This is a genomic window from Ruoffia sp. FAM 24228, assembly GCF_045528575.1.
Taxonomy (GTDB): domain Bacteria; phylum Bacillota; class Bacilli; order Lactobacillales; family Aerococcaceae; genus Ruoffia; species Ruoffia halotolerans.
Map to the genome: position 1 here is coordinate 26,282 of NZ_JBGQQZ010000006.1, position 17,190 is coordinate 43,471.

At 34.5% G+C, this 17,190-nt stretch carries 14 protein-coding genes and 1 other annotated feature; of the genes, 13 read left to right on the plus strand and 1 reads right to left on the minus strand.

Annotated elements, in window-relative coordinates; translation table 11 throughout:
* The first annotated feature begins 208 nt into the window (after nt 1-208).
* The 9 genes from ACEN33_RS01850 to ACEN33_RS01890 all read left to right on the plus strand — a co-directional run bounded on the left by ACEN33_RS01850 (nt 209) and on the right by ACEN33_RS01890 (nt 12,892).
* Nucleotides 209-670 carry a PTS sugar transporter subunit IIB gene (locus ACEN33_RS01850; protein WP_407090221.1) on the plus strand — a complete coding sequence of 154 codons (462 nt, stop codon included), beginning with the start codon at nt 209-211 and terminating at the stop codon, nt 668-670.
* 159 nt (nt 671-829) lie between these two features.
* On the plus strand, nt 830-1,453 hold the full coding sequence (locus tag ACEN33_RS01855) for a thermonuclease family protein (protein WP_407093650.1): 624 nt from the start codon (nt 830-832) through the stop codon (nt 1,451-1,453).
* Nucleotides 1,454-1,488: 35 nt separating this feature from the next.
* Nucleotides 1,489-4,977 carry a pyruvate carboxylase gene (locus ACEN33_RS01860; protein WP_407090223.1) on the plus strand — a complete coding sequence of 1,163 codons (3,489 nt, stop codon included), beginning with the start codon at nt 1,489-1,491 and terminating at the stop codon, nt 4,975-4,977.
* Between the two features lie 13 nt (nt 4,978-4,990).
* Nucleotides 4,991-6,166 carry a CapA family protein gene (locus ACEN33_RS01865; RefSeq protein WP_231606931.1) on the plus strand — a complete coding sequence of 392 codons (1,176 nt, stop codon included), beginning with the start codon at nt 4,991-4,993 and terminating at the stop codon, nt 6,164-6,166.
* 154 nt (nt 6,167-6,320) lie between these two features.
* Nucleotides 6,321-7,937, plus strand: a complete 1,617-nt coding sequence (locus ACEN33_RS01870) for an LPXTG cell wall anchor domain-containing protein (protein WP_407090219.1) — start codon at nt 6,321-6,323, stop codon at nt 7,935-7,937.
* A 65-nt stretch (nt 7,938-8,002) separates the two neighbouring features.
* Entirely contained in the window at nt 8,003-8,362 is a 360-nt protein-coding gene (locus tag ACEN33_RS01875; protein ID WP_407090218.1) for a thioredoxin domain-containing protein, read from the plus strand.
* Nucleotides 8,363-8,454: 92 nt separating this feature from the next.
* Nucleotides 8,455-8,661 (plus strand) — a binding site (T-box leader).
* A gap of 109 nt (nt 8,662-8,770) precedes the next feature.
* Nucleotides 8,771-9,418 carry an amino acid ABC transporter permease gene (locus tag ACEN33_RS01880; RefSeq protein ID WP_407090217.1) on the plus strand — a complete coding sequence of 216 codons (648 nt, stop codon included), beginning with the start codon at nt 8,771-8,773 and terminating at the stop codon, nt 9,416-9,418.
* A gap of 92 nt (nt 9,419-9,510) precedes the next feature.
* Nucleotides 9,511-12,231: a LysM peptidoglycan-binding domain-containing protein gene (locus ACEN33_RS01885; RefSeq protein ID WP_407090216.1), complete on the plus strand. Its 2,721-nt coding sequence runs from the start codon at nt 9,511-9,513 to the stop codon at nt 12,229-12,231.
* A gap of 64 nt (nt 12,232-12,295) precedes the next feature.
* Nucleotides 12,296-12,892: a hypothetical protein gene (locus ACEN33_RS01890; protein ID WP_407090215.1), complete on the plus strand. Its 597-nt coding sequence runs from the start codon at nt 12,296-12,298 to the stop codon at nt 12,890-12,892.
* 10 nt (nt 12,893-12,902) lie between these two features.
* On the opposite strand, the gene ACEN33_RS01895 is transcribed toward ACEN33_RS01890, so the two are convergent.
* Nucleotides 12,903-13,412, minus strand: a complete 510-nt coding sequence (locus tag ACEN33_RS01895; protein ID WP_407090214.1) for a GNAT family N-acetyltransferase — start codon at nt 13,410-13,412, stop codon at nt 12,903-12,905.
* Between the two features lie 88 nt (nt 13,413-13,500).
* On the opposite strand from ACEN33_RS01895, the gene ACEN33_RS01900 reads away from it, so the two are divergent.
* The 4 genes from ACEN33_RS01900 to ACEN33_RS01915 all read left to right on the plus strand — a co-directional run bounded on the left by ACEN33_RS01900 (nt 13,501) and on the right by ACEN33_RS01915 (nt 17,171).
* Nucleotides 13,501-14,175: a uracil-DNA glycosylase gene (locus ACEN33_RS01900; protein ID WP_407090213.1), complete on the plus strand. Its 675-nt coding sequence runs from the start codon at nt 13,501-13,503 to the stop codon at nt 14,173-14,175.
* A 70-nt stretch (nt 14,176-14,245) separates the two neighbouring features.
* A complete protein-coding gene (locus ACEN33_RS01905; RefSeq protein ID WP_138403447.1) occupies nt 14,246-14,713 on the plus strand; it encodes a hypothetical protein in 468 nt (155 codons plus the stop codon).
* Nucleotides 14,714-14,777: 64 nt separating this feature from the next.
* Nucleotides 14,778-15,773 (plus strand): NADPH:quinone reductase, encoded by a 996-nt coding sequence (locus ACEN33_RS01910; RefSeq protein ID WP_407090212.1) that lies wholly within the window; start codon nt 14,778-14,780, stop codon nt 15,771-15,773.
* A gap of 402 nt (nt 15,774-16,175) precedes the next feature.
* Nucleotides 16,176-17,171 carry an ornithine cyclodeaminase family protein gene (locus ACEN33_RS01915; RefSeq protein WP_407094441.1) on the plus strand — a complete coding sequence of 332 codons (996 nt, stop codon included), beginning with the start codon at nt 16,176-16,178 and terminating at the stop codon, nt 17,169-17,171.
* Nucleotides 17,172-17,190 lie beyond the last annotated feature (19 nt).

Genomic DNA, 17,190 nt, shown 5'->3' on the forward strand with positions numbered 1-17,190 from the left:
CTCTACCCATTCTACTTGTTAGTTCAGATAACATTATACCTTAAATATTAATTCTTTACTAATAATTATCTAAATTAGTGATTTCTTTTTGTTGATTTAATCAAATTGAATCACAGTTTTTTTGTGTGTTAAAGTAAAAGTGTTGAACTTATTTCTTAAATGGCGTAACATATCGGCTGAATGTAAATTTAGAAAGGAAAGGGATGCGATGTCTAGTGTAAGAATGGCTCTAATTGACGATCATTTTCTCCATGGGCAAGTTGCCGAACTTTGGTGTAGCGAAGTCGAGAGTAATCTTATTATTGTCGTGAATGACAAACTTTCAGAAAATAAAATGCAACAAGGTCTTTTAGATATGGCAGTACCGGATGGGATTACATGTCGTTACTATAGTATGAGTAAAGCTATAAAAATGTTAAATAAATTGAATCCAGAAAAACATCCAATATTAATCTTTGAAACAATAGCAGATTTGAAAATTATTATGAATCTTGGCTTTTCTATCCCATTAGTCACGTTAGTGAGTGTACCTCCTTCAGGTGGAGGAAAAACAATCGCACCTGGAGTCTCATTGAATAGTCAACAAATTAATTGGTTGTCATCAATTTCAGAACAAGGAACAAAGGTAGAGGTGCGCCAAACGCCGGATGAAGAAAGCGTTCTGTTATAGTTCATTTTTATGTGCCCTAACAATTATTTTGTTGGTTTTTTTGCTATATCAAACTTTAAACACTTTAAGATTAAAATTTACTAATAAGAGCGTAAACTAGTCTAGTAATTATGATATAATAGCTTGTGTATATTTAACTTAATAGAACGGAGGGCTTGCTTGAATAATAAATCACTCTTACGTCGATTATTAAAGCAGTTAGGGAATCGGAATAATAAAATGGGCATTGGCTTATCAACCATCATTATTATTTTGGTTATATTCTTTGCACCTGATTTATTAAATTTTGATTCATCCAATACGGTCATTGATAATCAGGACGCCGAAGTAATTTCAAGTGAATTTAATGGAGATAATTTTGAAGTATTACCGACATTAAAAAAGATTCCAGTGGAACTTGTTTCTGTAAATGATGGAGATACCATGCGAATTGCTTTGAATGGATATGAAATTCCCGTTAGATACTTAATCATCGATACACCAGAAATGAATTATGACAGTGACGATCCCGCACCATTTGCTCAGGAAGCTAAAGAAATGAATGAAACTTTACTTGAGGAAGCGGATCAAGTATATATCGAACTAGATGTTGGTCCACCTACAGATAATTACAATCGTATATTAGCCTATGTGTATAGTGATGATGTGTTAGTGAATGAAGTATTATTAGAAGAAGGATTAGCTCGAGTGAGATATGTCAATCCGCCTAATAATTCATATGAGAAACTTTTAAGAGAAGCTGAGGATCATGCTCAAAATGAATCATTAAATATTTGGAATTAAATAGTAAATAAATTGGAGTTGAGTCAATGAATAAAATTAACAAGATATTAATAGTCAACCGCGGTGAAATCGCCATTCGAATTATCCGTGCGTGTAAGGAATTAGGCATTGAAACTGTAGCGATTTATTCCAAAGAAGATATCGGATCGCTCCATAGACAAAAAGCCGACCAATCGTATTTGGTAGGCGAAACATTAAGTCCGACGGGGGCTTATTTAGATATTGAAGGTATTATTGCTTTAGCTAAAGAGAAAAACATTGATGCCATTCATCCAGGTTATGGTTTCTTAAGTGAGAACTATGAGTTTGCGAAACGTTGCCAGGAAGAAGGGATAATCTTTATTGGTCCAGAACTACGTCATTTAGAAATGTTTGGAAATAAAACGCGTGCGCGTGAAACAGCCATCGTTGCAGGATTGCCAATCATTCCAGGTACAGTGACAGATGACAATTCATTAGAAGACGTGAAAGCTTTTGCCAAAGCACATGGTTATCCGATTATGTTAAAAGCTGTTAGCGGTGGTGGCGGTAAAGGAATGCGTATTGTTTCGTCTGAAGACGAGATTGAGAGTGCGTATGACCGTGCAAAATCCGAAGCAAAAAACTCTTTTGGTGATGACCGTATGTATGCTGAAAGATACATTAATGAACCAAAACATATTGAAGTACAGATTTTAGGAGATACACATGGCAACGTCGTACATTTATATGAAAGAGATTGCTCGATTCAACGTCGTCATCAAAAAGTTGTTGAAGTGGCGCCTTCTTTTAATTTAAGTCCTGAAATGCGTGAAAAATTAACAGATGCTTCACTACAATTAATGAATCATATCGAATATCTTAATGCCGGTACTGTAGAATTCCTAGTTTCAGGAAATGAATTTTATTTCATCGAAGTAAATCCACGTGTTCAAGTTGAGCACACAATTACAGAATTAGTTACTGGTTTAGATATTGTTCGTACACAAATTTTAATTGCGGATGGTGAATCATTATTTGATCAAGCAATTGGTTTCCTAAGCCAAGAAGACATTCGTTTAAATGGTTACGCTATTCAAGCACGTGTCACGACAGAAGATCCTTTAAATAATTTTGCACCTGATTCTGGTAAGATTATCGGTTACCGTTCTCCTGGTGGGATTGGTGTTCGTTTAGATGCTGGTGACGCTTATAGTGGGGCGAATATTAGCCCTTACTATGATTCATTACTTGTTAAAATCTCAACGTATTCAATTCACAAAGATGGCGCCATTGCTAACTTAAGACGCTCTTTAGAAGAGATGAGTATCGTGGGTCTCAAAACAAATATTCGTTTCATTGAAAACATTATTAAACACCCACAATTTGTCTCTGGTGAATATGATGTGTCATTCATTGATACGCATAAGGAATTATTCGATTTTATACCTCCAAGAAACCGCGGGAATAAACTATTGAAGTATATTGCGAATGTCACTGTCAATGGCTTCCCAGGGATTGAAAAAACTGAAAAACCTCACTTTGAATTGAGACAAGTGCCAAAAATTAAAGGTCACCGTACAAATATTCACCGTGAATCATTCAGTACACCAGGGGATGTTTGGACAAAGCCACACGACGAGAAAGCTTTGTCATTTAAACAGATTTTAGATCAACAAGGACCTGAAGCTGTATCTAAAGCTATCCTTGGAACTAAGAATACTTTACTAACAGATACAACACTTCGTGATGCACATCAATCTGTTTTAACGACACGCTTAAGAACGACAGATATGCGTGAAATTGCGCCATTTATGAATGAAACAATGCGTGACTACTTCTCATTAGAGATGTGGGGAGGAGCAACGTTTGATGTCGCTTATAACTTCTTGAAAGAAAGTCCATGGCAAAGATTGCGTGACTTACGTCAATTAATTCCGGATATTCCTTTCCAAATGTTATTGCGTGCTTCAAATGCGGTAGGTTATAAGAACTATCCAGATAATTTAGTGAAACAGTTTATTAAAACAAGTGCTCAAGAGGGCATCGATGTCTTTAGGATTTTTGATTCACTAAACTGGTTAGAAGCGTTAAAATTCCCAATTGAAACAGCGTTAGGGACTGGAAAAATCGTCGAAGGAACAATCTGTTATACAGGGGATATTTTGAACCCACAACGATCAAGCCTATATACATTAAATTATTACGTAAATATGGCAAAAGAATTGGAAGCACTTGGTGTTCATACAATTGCGATTAAAGATATGTCTGGTGTCTTAAAGCCTGAGGCAGCTTACCAACTTATCTCTGCATTGAAACAAGAGGTATCACTACCGATTCATTTACACACACATGATACGACAAGTACTGGTGTAGCTATTTACTCAAGAGCGATTGATGCTGGGGTGGATATTGTGGATACTGCTAATGCAGCTCTATCGGGTCAAAATTCACAGGCAGATGCGAATGCCTTGTACTATACACGTCTAGGCCTTGACCGTAATATTAACGTGGACGTTGAAGCGAATGATATCATGCAAAATTATTGGAAAGAAACACGTAAGTATTACACGCCGTTTGAAAGTGATTTAACAACTGCTTGGACAAAAGTCTATGATTATGAAATGCCAGGTGGTCAATATAGTAATTTACGTATGCAAGCACAATCCTTAGGGCTAGGCGATCGTTATGACGCTGTCTTAGATATGTATCACCGTGTGAACTTCTTATTCGGAGATATTGTAAAAGTGACACCATCATCTAAAGTTGTAGGAGATATGGCTTTATTCATGGTTCAAAATGATTTAGACGAATCATCTGTTATTGCGCAAGGCGAGGCGTTAGACTTCCCACAATCTGTTATTTCTTTCTTTAAAGGAGAGATTGGCCAACCTGCGGGTGGTATGAATAAAGAATTACAAAAAGTAGTTCTAAAAAATGAAACAGCGATTTCCGATCGACCAGGGAATCACTTAGCACCTTTCGACTTCAAAGAAGCCGAAGAAGAATTGAATGAAAAGCTTTATAAAGATGTGGATATGAACTCAATGTTGAGTCTAGGAATGTATCCTAAAGTATTTAGAGAATATTTAAACTTTATTGAAGATTTTGGTCAAGTTGATATAATTGATACACCAACCTTCTTATACGGTATGAAGTTAAATGAACGTATTGTCGTTGATATCGAACCTGGTAAAACACTCTTAGTAGAATTAACAAGTATTGGACCGCTTAAAGAAAATGGCACACGTATTGTTTATTTCAATCTAAATGGAATGCCTGAACAAGTAGAAATTATTGATAATAATGTTGATTTATCATCAGTAGCTCGTCCAAAGGCAGATCGTTCAAATCTGAATCATGTCGGAGCACAAATGCCTGGTTCTGTATTTAAGGTAAATGTTAAAGAAGGCGATCATGTAAGACAAAATGATGTATTAATTATTACTGAAGCAATGAAAATGGAAAATGCGATTCAAGCACCTAAAGCTGGGGTAATAAAAAGCATCTATGTGAAAGAACAAGATCAAATTACAGCAGGAGATTTACTGATAGAATTCGAATAAGGATGCGTGAATGTTGAAAAAAAGATTAAATAACATAAAATTAATAAGTTTATTTCTCGGTATAACATTTCTCCTTTTAGGCTGCCAATCGGCTAGCCAAGAGGGGGAATCGGTTGCTGAGTCCGAAGAAGTTGGCAGTGAAGAAGTGGTTGACACTTCTGAAGAGAATGGATCTAGTAGTGATTATGAAGTGGTTGATTCTGTAACAATTCGCTCTATTGGAGATGTATTAGTTCATGATACGGTTTATTATGATGCGGATACTGGGGATGGTTATAGTTTTGATCATATGTTTGATGGGGTTAGACCGTATTTAGAGAATGCGGATATTACAACTGCGAATCTAGAGATGATCACAGCGGGAAGTGTCTTTGGACCTTCAACATACCCAGCTTTTAATTCACCTGAAGAGATTATTGATGCACTTCAAAACGCTGGGGTTGATATTGTTAATAATGCAACGAACCATTCACTTGATTTAGGTGCAGACGGGGCATATGCTTCAATTAACGCCTTACAAGAGCGTGATATGATGTATGTAGGTAGTTATGAGTCATGGGAAGATTACAATACGTCTCGCATCATCGAAGTAGGAGATATGTCCGTTGGTTTTCTGTCTTATGCTAATGATGCGAATGGAAACTATCTCCCAGAAGATCAAGAATATTTATTATCACTCATTGATTTGGATTTAATTCCACTTGAAGTTGAGCAACTGAATACGGAAGTGGATGTGTCAGTTGTCATGTTCCATATGGGAAATGAGTATGATTACTTACCTAATACGTGGCAATTAGAAGTTATGCAAACAGCGCGTGATGCTGGAGCAAACTTTATTCTAGGCGGACACCCGCATGTCTTACAACCATTTATTAATTATAATGAGAGCCAAGCAGGAATGTTCTCACACGGGAACTTTTTAACTGGACAGTATGAAATTGACACAAAAGTCGGAGGTATTACCGAATATACATTTAATAAACTTGGTAATGGTGAAGTTGTCTTAGATTCAATGCGATTCATGCCGACCTTTAATTTCGGTATGCCAGAGACTCCGGTATACTCTGTAGTTCCTTTAGCAGATGCTGATGAATATGGCTTAGCTCAAGCCAGTGAGTTGTATGCTGAATTAGAACAAAGAATGCGATATTATACTAATAAAGTAGAAGTAGTTGAATACTTAGACTAATAGAGATAGTTTAAACAGTTAGTGAAAGCAAATCGATTTCACTAACTGTTTTTTTGTTGTCTAAAATAGCAATTTGAAAAGTTGTTAATTAAGTCAATAAATAAAATAATGGAAATGATACTTTTTTACGTATTTATATATGGAGGTGTTATTTATGAAAAAAATAATCATATCAATGACGTTATTAAATTTATTACTTAATTCTTTTGGTTCAATATTCGCACAGGAAGCGCCGGATCCTTATATTGTTACTCAGGATATTAATTATGAATCGATTTCACTAGAAGATTGTTTAAACATATTACAAAATCCAACGGATGAAAGTCTCGAAGCCGAATCAATAAATGGAACAATTGAAGAAGTTGAAGCGGAATTACAGTTAGTTCAAGCACAATATAACGAGCTTAATAATTATATTGCTTTGTTAGAAAGCGGGGAAGTAGACTCCCTAGATTGGGCAAATTCACAACTACTCATCGTTATCGAAGAGGTATATGCACTTCAATCTGAATTGGACCCTGAGTTTATATATTTAAGTGAAGAAGAACAATTAAATCTTGTTGCAAGTCATGAATCAGTCTTGGAATGGCAAGCCTATATCCAAGAAATTCAAGTTGCATTAAACCAATTAATTGCCGATCGTAATGTCGTAGAACAAAACTATTCCAATTTGAATTTTACACTAAATGAATTACACGCTAGTAAAGAAAACACGAGTCAATCAAAAGCCGCCTACAATGAGTGTCAATTATATCCGTATTCATCTGAATATTTATCAACTGACCAGATATTACTGAATAGCCAAACGTCTTTAAATGATTATCTCGTTCAAATTGATACATATTTAGAAAAGATAGTTGCTAAAGCTTATCGTAAAGTTGCTTTTGAAGATATTTATCGACTATATAGTGAGCAATTAGATCAACAAGCTTTAGAAAATGCTTTAGCGGATAAACCAAATATCGTTTTAGATAATCTAGCCTATGAAACATATAGTTATGCTAAAGAGTTAAGTTTAATTGATATAGAAACATTAGCTCAATATGCACAAAGAGCATTTATAAAAAATAATAACAAAGATGAATTTATACAGAATTATCAAAAAGTCATCAACTTAAAAGAGAATCAATGGAATTATATTTATAGCATTAACACAGAGGCTTTTGAGTTAATAAAAAGCGAACTTGTCAATTATCTAAACTCGAATATGCATACGAATGAAGAAGCCGTAAATTTAGTACGTAGTATCCACCAAAGATATCAAGTGAAACTAGTATTTTTTGACGATAGCTCACAACAGTGGGTTACAAACTCGATGAGTTCGTCTGGCTATTATGATGAATATGTTCAAAAAGATATTTCATCACATGCGTTAGAAGAAGCCTTAAGTGGAGAGTCAACTTCAGAAATAGATTCAGAAAGTAATGACGAATTAACATTAGATGAAACCTTAGACGAAGTCCCTGATAACTTGGTAGTACCGAATGATCATCTAGAATCTTTAAAAGACCAGCTTTCAAACGTTCGAAGTAATACAAATATAAAAGATCTTCCTAAACCAAGTGCATCAAATTCGATGAATAATAAAAATAAAGAGAACAAAGGTGAAAAAACAAATAAAGGTAATATCGAATTACCTTCGACTGGTGAAAGAAAACCGATGACAATTATCGCAATAATCATCTTAGTTATTGGCTTAATTTTATTATTTACGACCCTTCGTATAAAGCGTAAAAAAAGAGAAACACTTCAAGATATTGAATTAGATTGAGCAATAAAATTGGTTTAAAGGCCAGATTTAAGGTACTATTTACTTATGAAAGAGAGGTTATTAATATGACAGCAGAAGAAAATGTATTTTTAGAAATCGTACAAGACTTTACGGAGCTTTCTCCGACTGAAGCAGATGAATTACTTTCTAATGAAGAAGGTACTGTGGTATTTATCGGACGTCCCACATGTCCATATTGCCGCAAATTTGCACCTAAACTTCATAAAGTAAGTACAGAGCAAAAAGTTAAGGTGAATTTTGTAAATTCAGAACATCCTGATTATACTGATGAATTAAAAGACTTCCGTGAAAAATACGGTGTACCGACAGTTCCAGGTATCCTATTTGCTGATGGAAACGATGTAAAAGTCCGTTGTGATAGTTCTATGACCGAAGAAGAAATTGCATCGTTCGTTAATGCCTAATAAAATCGGATTAATCTAATAATATTCTTAGTATTAATAAGAATTTAGGTTGACAAACAATTCTCATTCTTTTAATATTATTCTAAATTAAATAGTCGTCGAAGATTTAAGAGAGTAAGTTTGTGTGAACTAAAAGCGATGTAGCAAACGGTGAAAGGCTACAAAGATTCACTTTACTGAACCGCACTTAATAGACATATTAGTGAACTTATAGTAGCTAATATCGCATACGCGTTATAAGTAAGTGAATTGATTATGTCAATTAAACAGAGTGGTACCACGGATATTTCGTCTCTATTTTTAATGTTATGCATTAAAAATAGAGACTTTTTTTGTATATTTGTATACACACAGACAGTTTAATTATTAGTTTGATCATTATTATAAAATTTAAGAGGAGAGATACTTATGGATATTATTCAAGAATATTACCCGCTATTTTTAAATGGAGCATGGTACACAATACAATTAGCATTCGTTACAGTCGTTTTATCATTACCTTTCGGAGCTACCTTAGCTTTAATGCGTATTTCATCAAACAAAATACTTAGCACGATTGCGCGTGTTTATGTAGAGATTATTCGTGGGACGCCATTACTTGTTCAAGTTTATTTAGTTTATTTCGGACTTCCAATGTTCAATATTTATTTGGATGATTTCATCTCTGCAGTATTAGCTGTAACCATTAACTCTACTGCTTATATGGGAGAAATCATGCGTAGTGGTATTCAATCAATCGATACAGGTCAAACAGAAGCAGCCAGAGCACTTGGTTTACCTAAGTGGGTAGCTTTTAGAAAAGTACTTTTACCACAAGCGATTAAAAACATCTTACCAGCGATTGGTAATGAGTTTGCTGTATTAATTAAAGAAACGTCAATTGTGTCTGTTTTAGGAATCAAAGACTTAATGTTTGCTTCGGATACTGTTAGAGGGGCAACGTATACAACTTTTGCACCGTTATTATTTGCGGCACTGTTATATTTCATTATGACATTCACAATTTCACAACTTATGAATTTACTTGAGAATCGCTTTGCTAAAGCGGATAATTAATCTATTAATATTTGTAATAAATCTAGTCGTTTTGGTAATCAAAACATGTTACAATTGAAATATACATTACTACAATCTGAGGAGTGTTCATTTTGGAGAGAAAATTAATGCGCAAACGTAAAGGGGAATGGATTACTGTTTCACTTTCATTAGCAGCGCTTGTTGCCATTGGTGGATCACAATCAATCGTAGCAGCACAAGAAATTTCATCAACATATGTTGTTCAATCTGGCGATACTTTATATTCAATTGCCAGCCGTCATGGCCTTTCATTGGGGCAACTTAAAGAAATTAATGGTTTAAATAACGATATTATACTTCCAGGTCAAAGTTTATTAGTGGGTCAAAGTGCACAAAATGAAGAAATTTCTACTCCTCCAAATGAGACACAAAATTCTAATAACACTGAAGTTGAAACAAATACACCACCAGTTGTGTCTAATAACACAAATACAGCAACGGCTACAGGATCAACTTATACTGTAAAATCTGGTGATTCATTATACGCAATCGCTATTAAACATGGTGTATCAGTACAAAACATTAAAGATTGGAACGGCTTAACTAGCAATTATATTTATTCTGGTGACGTCCTGAATGTTTCTAAAGCAGGAACACCTGCACCAAAACCGACACCAATTGAAAATGATAATAACAATTCAACTGGAAACACTTCAACGACAAATGTTCACATCGTTAAAGCGGGAGAGTCAGTTAATTTAATTGCTCAAAAATATGGTGTGACAGCAGCTCAAATTAAATCTTGGAATAAATTATCATCAAACTTAATCCATCCAGGAGATCGTTTAGTCGTTTCTGCGTCTGCTAAGAATAACGGAAACAGTAACTCAGGGAATTCAAATAATGACTCTGAGAACACTAATAATTCAGGAAACACAGAATCAGCAAAAACATATACGGTTAAATCAGGCGATTACTTATACTCAATCGCTAGTCGTTTCGGTGTAACTGTTCAGAACTTAAAAGACTGGAATAAGTTATCTAATAACTATATTTACTCTGGTGATGTTTTAAATGTTGCAAAACCAGGTTCAAACACATCGACACCTGCACCTAAACCAGACGATAATAACAATAACAGTAATGAAAATTCTGGAACTAAAAAAGTTCACGTTGTAAAAGCAGGAGAATGGGTAAGTAAGATTGCAGCTCAGTATGGAATCACTGACCAACAATTAAAATCATCGAATAACTTATCATCTAACTTAATCCACCCAGGCGATCGTTTAGTTGTTTCAAATCCTAATAATTCAGGAAATTCAAACACTGGTAATGAAAGTGTCAGCGAAAGTAATAAACCAGAGACGACAACTGCTAAAACACATACGGTTAAATCAGGCGATTACTTATATTCAATCGCTAGTCGTTATGGAATTTCAGTTCAAAACTTAAAAGACTGGAATAAATTAACAAGTAATTATATTTATTCAGGTGATGTGTTAGTTGTTTCTAAACCAAATTCAACAACTCCAGCTCCAAAACCAGATGATAAAGAAGAAGAAAAAGAAGAAAATAACAATACAAATAAACCTTCTAAAGTTCATGTGGTTAAATCTGGTGAGTGGGTAAGTAAAATTGCTAATCAATACGGCATTACTGAAGCGCAATTAAGAGAATGGAATAACCTTTCATCTAACTTAATTCACCCAGGCGACCGTTTAGTTGTTTCTAAACCATCTAATTCTGGAAATAATTCAGGAAACAATGGTAATAATGACAATAACAACAAACCATCAACACCAGCAAAAACTTATATGGTTAAATCAGGCGATTACTTATACAAAATCGCATCAGCACATGGTATCACTGTTCAAAATCTAAAAGATTGGAACAACTTAACGAGCAATTACTTATATTCAGGAGACGTATTAATTGTTTCAAAACCAACAGGTTCAAATAATGGTGGAAACAATAATAACAACTCAGGATCTAGCAACCAACCAATTCCTGATCTATCTGGAGTAACTCCTGTATCAGTAAACTACGATGTGAAGTTAAATGGTACAACACAAGCATTAAGAAACACTTTATCTTATGCAGGTCGTACTAGCGATGTTGTTGATTATTTTGGTCAAAGATTTACAGTTAAACGTGAATTTGTTAAAGGCGGAACGAAATATATTGAATTATTAAATTCAAATGGAAGTATCGTAGGATATGTTCCTAAATCTGCTTCTGTAGAAGTGCCACAAGGTAAGAATGTTGTATACTTAGATGCAGGTCACGGTGGAACTGAAACAGGTTCAGCTGCGAATAATCGAGAAGAGAAAGAATTAAACTTAAACATCACTTCTCAACTATCAACAATTTTACGTAATCAAGGATATATTGTTTATGAATCAAGAACATACGATGAAACAATTCCTTTACATGAACGTCATTTAGAACCAAATAGCATTATGCCTGATGCATACATTAGTGTGCATCATAATGCAATGCCGATTCCAAATACGGCTCATGGTATCGTAACTTTATATCACGATCAATCTATCGATGAAAAAGGCTATGAGACAGTTGATCACCATATTGGAACAGACATTATTCCAGAAGGGAAACGTTTAGCAAACGCTATCCAAAATAGCTTAGTTGCGATTACTGGAGCGAATGATATGGGAACTCGTGCGCAAAACTTACACGTTACACGTAAGACAGACGTTCCGGCTACATTAGTAGAGTTAGGTTTCCAAGATCATGATGCAGAATTTAGAAAATTAATTAACCCTTCATATCAGAAGAAATTAATTAATGGGCTTGTTAACGGAATCAATGCATACTTCGGTTTAACTCGCTAATTAACACATTTTAAATAAAAAATTTAAACGGGCTTCTTGCCCGTTTTTTAATTCAGGTGATTAAATGAATAACCAAGAATGGGACAATTTATTAAATATAAAAACGACAAATGAACGTGACTGGCAGGCAGCAATCTATGATTACCATCGCTTAGAATCGACGGATTATGACGTATTGAGTCTATTATTTGATAATCTAACTGTATCAAAAGATGATGTTTTCGTTGATATGGGCTGTGGAACAGGGAGAGCTTTGTTCTATGTTCATTATCGATTTGGTATTACGGTTAAAGGAATAGAACTTCATCCAATGACGTTTGATGAATTAGAGAATAACAAAAAACAATTTCAAAAGCGCTTCAAAGTACCTAATAATGATATTTATATTAAACATACTTATGCTGACGATTATCTTGTTGAATCGAGTGATTCAATTTTCTATTTTTTCAATCCGTTTGCGTTTAAAATTTTTAAAAATGTAATAAATAATATCATGTACTCTGTGAACTTGGTTCGTCGTCCAGTAAAACTCATCTTGTACTATCCAGAACGGGCTGTAATTAAATATTTGAAAGAAGAGACACCTTTTGAACTTATAGACAAAATAAAAATCCCCGGAACCTATGATTCCCGAGATTTTTTACATATATTTAGTTTGTAGAAGAGCTTTCTTAAGTATTAGACTGAATTGTTTTTGCCATCCATACGATGTCATGCCATTCATCAAATTTATAGCCGAATTTAGGCATTTGACCCACTACTGTATAATCATTTTTTTGTAAGAAACGGTAACCAGCAATATTACTTGCAGTTAAATTCGAATAAAGTTGAACAATTCCAATTTGTTTTAATTTCTGTTCTAAGTTCTCATATAATTGCTGGCCTAAACCAGTGCCATAGTAGGAGGGATTGATGTATAAATTGATAATACAAGTGTATTTATAAGCTTGACGCTTTTCTTGAAAGTGATTAGCAAAAGCATACCCAATTATCTCATGATCTATTTCAGCTACTACAAAAGCCAATTGCTCAATAATCTTTTGCATAACTTTTTTATAATTTTCAATGGTAGGCACTTGGATGGCCATTGTTACAGTTGTATTCTCGATATATGGTTGGTAGATTTGTAAAATTTGACTTACATCTTCTAATGTTGCATTTCTAAATGTTATTTTTGACAATGGTACACCTCTATATTTATATAATGCTTTAAGTTTAACAAATTGAGTAAATTAATGTAAGGTATAGAATAATATTAAGGAGGAGAAAATGATAAAAATACAAAATGATTGGCAACCTATTATCGAAGAAGCTACTAACACAGAATCTTATCAATCTTTAAAACGATTTTTAATCGATGAGTATGAAGAACATATCGTTTATCCGCCAATAGAAGAGATTTGGACTGCCTTTGAGTGGACACCGTACAAAGATGTTAAAGTCGTCATCATCGGCCAGGACCCTTATCACGGTCCAAATCAAGCACATGGATTAAGTTTTTCAGTTAAAGAAACAGTTAAAATTCCGCCTTCATTAAGAAATATCTATAAAGAATTGGAAAATGATTTAAAATATCCTCCAGTAAATCATGGTTATTTAAAAAAATGGGCAAAACAGGGTGTCTTAATGTTAAATACAGTTTTGACAGTGAGAGCACACACACCCAATTCCCATAAAAATAAAGGCTGGGAAAAGGTTACTAATCATGCTATTGAAGCATTAAATGATTTAGATCATGCGGTTGTTTTTCTGCTTTGGGGAAGACATGCGCAACAAAAGAAAGATTTAATCAATACTAACAAACATTTCATTATAGAGTCGTCACACCCGAGTCCATTTTCGGCAAGACATTCTTTCTTTGGATCCAAACCATTCTCCAAAGTTAATGCTCTCTTAGAGGCTGATGGACAAACGCCAATTTACTGGAAATTAGATAATATTTAAGGCTATTTATTTGACCTTATACCATATGTATCATATGATAACGCTATCAAGACAATCTAGGAGGTACTCTATGAATCAGACAGTATTTACTAATTATTGGGTTAATCGCAGACAAAATATCCGCAAAGAACATGGTAGTTACCAAACCGAAGAAGAAGCAGTCAAAGGTATTGAGACCTGGTGGGAAATTCAAAAAGACAAATATTCAAACGTAACTAAAACAAGAACGAATACTGGTGCATTGGAAATAAACTATGGAGATGATAATTATTTCTACAGAGTCGAAGAAAGAACTATCACTGAAAAACTTCCCACTCGCTCTTATAAATTAAAATCAAAAGGTGAGATTGAGTCCCTTAGAAAGCAATTAAACCTTACAGACAAACAATTACTTTTTGATGAACTACCAGAGCCATACCGTGATCGATTAATCGTTGCAATGTCTAACAGTATTACACCACGTGAATTTTTATATAGTGAGAATGGTGCACCATCCGTTAAGATTAATGAGTTAAAAGATTTACGTAAATTAGCATAAATTACTAAAATACTTCTTTTTAGAAGTATTTTTTATTAAGATTTAAAGATAAAGAGGGGTATAAATGAACAAGAATAAACAGATGAGTGCTGTAGTGGTTGAAGAATTCGGAGACTATCATAATTTACTATATAAAGAAGTAACTGAACCAGAAATTGATCGTAATCAAGTAAAAATAATAATGGAAGCCGTTGGTGTCAATCCTAACGAATCTTATGTCTTAACTGGGAATTATAATCTATTTATTCCAGAACTACCATTTACACCTGGTTTTGATGGGGCGGGAGTCATCGAAGAGATAGGCGATGATGTATCTAATTTTCAAGTTGGAGATAGAGTGTTTGTTGGAACATTCCGTAAAGTGAACCAATCTGGAACTTATGCTGAAAAGGTAGTTGTGGATTCAGATATCGTGTTGCCTTTACCTGATAATGCCAGTTTTGAACAAGGTGCTGCCCTAGGCATACCTGGGTTTACTGCCTATCATATATTATTCCAAAGAGCGAATCTAAAAGCTGGTGAAACAGTCTTTATCCATGGGGCAACTGGTGGTGTAGGAACGCTTGCTGTTCAGATGGCTAAATCCATTGGAGCAACCGTCATTGGAACTTCAAGCACCGAAGAAGGTTTACAAGCCATCTTAGATAATGGGGCTGACTACGCGATGAATCATTTGAATGACAACAATTTAGATCAGTTAAGTGAGTATACAAATGGAGTGGGCCCAGATGTTATTATTGAATTCTTAGCTAATAAAAACTTAGAACTAGATTTACAAGCCATCAAAACAAAAGGAAGAATTGTAGTCGTAGGAGCTAGGGACACCATTGAAATCTCTCCTAGACTCATTTTAAGCCGAAATATTAATGTTCTAGGTGCTTCGCTACCAAACTTAACTGAAGAGGATTACACAGAAGCGTCTGCTGGAATTATCGCCATGTTAGAACATGGTGTAATTAATCCTATTATTGGAGAAAGTGTCCCTTTAAGGGAAGTTCAAAAAGTACATGAGGATCTATTAACACGATCTGGAAACGGTAAATCAATCTTAAAACCGTAATATTATTTAAAAGAAATAAGACTCTGCTATGTTAAAAACTTAGCAGAGTCTTTTAGTTTAAAATTTAATTATTCGTCTTTGTCTTTGCAGCGAGCAACTGGTTCTGTAGATTCTGGTGTTTCTGTAAGAATATTTGGAGCTGCGTCTTCTTTAACTCTATCAAGTTTCTTAGCTGAAATTGGAGCTTGTACTTCTTCTTTTATTATAAACGTTATCAATTAGTTCATATTTGTTATCAGATGACTATCAGGATGTGTAGAAATATCATCAGATGAGTTACTTTTTAAAAATTCTCAGCGAAAATTTCATTTTTAGTGTAAAATGAAAATAAGGAGTGTTCTGATTTTTTTGTATTTGACCACTCAATTAACACAAATGAAATTAAATGTATAGGAGGCACATATGACAAGATTATTAAACGAAGAGCAAGTGAGGAGTTTTATCACGGTTTCTGAAATTAATGAAGTAGTTGATAAGACGTTCGAAGGATTTGGCTTAGGTGAGATTGTGAATCCAACGAAGGTTACCTTAGATTTAGGTGAAACAGGAAATTGGCCACAAAATGAAGGGTTTATGAATGCTATGCCAGCTTATGTGGACTGGTTAAAAGTTGGTGGACAAAAATGGGTTGGTGGTTTTGCAGGTAAACGAAAAGAAATGAATTTACCATATATTACAGCACTTATTACGTTAATTGATCCTGAACTTGGTACATTTACTTCTGTAATGGAAGGTTCTTATATTTCAAATATGCGTACTGGTTCACAGGCAGCAGTAGCATTGAAATATCTTGGTATAAAGGATTCTATTACAGTAGGAATGTTTGGTGCAGGTTTACAAGCTAGAACAGCCACCATTTGTATTGCTGATTTATTTGATATTGAGCGATTAGTTGTTTGGAATCATCGACGTTCTACTGCAGAACAATTTAAAGCAGATATGGAACCTTTTGTTAAAGGCGAAATTATTATTGCAGACCCGGACCATCCTGAAGAAGCAACAGATAATGAAGCATTATTTACATTCACACCGGCACAAGAACCATTTATAACAAAAGAAATGGTTAAACCGGGAACAATCGTTTTCCCTATGGGATCTTTTGAAGAGGTAAGTGAAGATGTTATTCTTTCAGCGGACAAAATTATCGTTGACCGTGTTGACCAAGCTTTACACCGTGGAGTGTTAAAATCTCTAACAAAAGATGGTAAAGTGACTGAAGATGATATTTATTGTACCTTAGGCGAGTTAGCTGCTAATAAAGTGACACTAGAAGATTATTCTAACGAAAAAATTATTTGTATACCTATCGGTACAGGAGCACTAGATGTTGCCGTAGCGGAGGTTGTACACCGTCGCGCCGTTGAACAAAATATCGGAACGGAATTTGACTTCATCTAAAATAACATTAAATAATACA

Bases quoted from the DNA above. Each gene is read 5' to 3' on its own strand.
- ACEN33_RS01910 (WP_407090212.1), top strand. From the start codon at position 14,778: ATGAACAAGAATAAACAGATGAGTGCTGTAGTGGTTGAAGAATTCGGA.
- ACEN33_RS01875 (WP_407090218.1), top strand. From the start codon at position 8,003: ATGACAGCAGAAGAAAATGTATTTTTAGAAATCGTACAAGACTTTACG.
- ACEN33_RS01880 (WP_407090217.1), top strand. From the start codon at position 8,771: ATGGATATTATTCAAGAATATTACCCGCTATTTTTAAATGGAGCATGG.
- ACEN33_RS01850 (WP_407090221.1), top strand. From the start codon at position 209: ATGTCTAGTGTAAGAATGGCTCTAATTGACGATCATTTTCTCCATGGG.
- ACEN33_RS01900 (WP_407090213.1), top strand. From the start codon at position 13,501: ATGATAAAAATACAAAATGATTGGCAACCTATTATCGAAGAAGCTACT.
- ACEN33_RS01890 (WP_407090215.1), top strand. From the start codon at position 12,296: ATGAATAACCAAGAATGGGACAATTTATTAAATATAAAAACGACAAAT.
- ACEN33_RS01915 (WP_407094441.1), top strand. From the start codon at position 16,176: ATGACAAGATTATTAAACGAAGAGCAAGTGAGGAGTTTTATCACGGTT.
- ACEN33_RS01905 (WP_138403447.1), top strand. From the start codon at position 14,246: ATGAATCAGACAGTATTTACTAATTATTGGGTTAATCGCAGACAAAAT.
- ACEN33_RS01870 (WP_407090219.1), top strand. From the start codon at position 6,321: ATGAAAAAAATAATCATATCAATGACGTTATTAAATTTATTACTTAAT.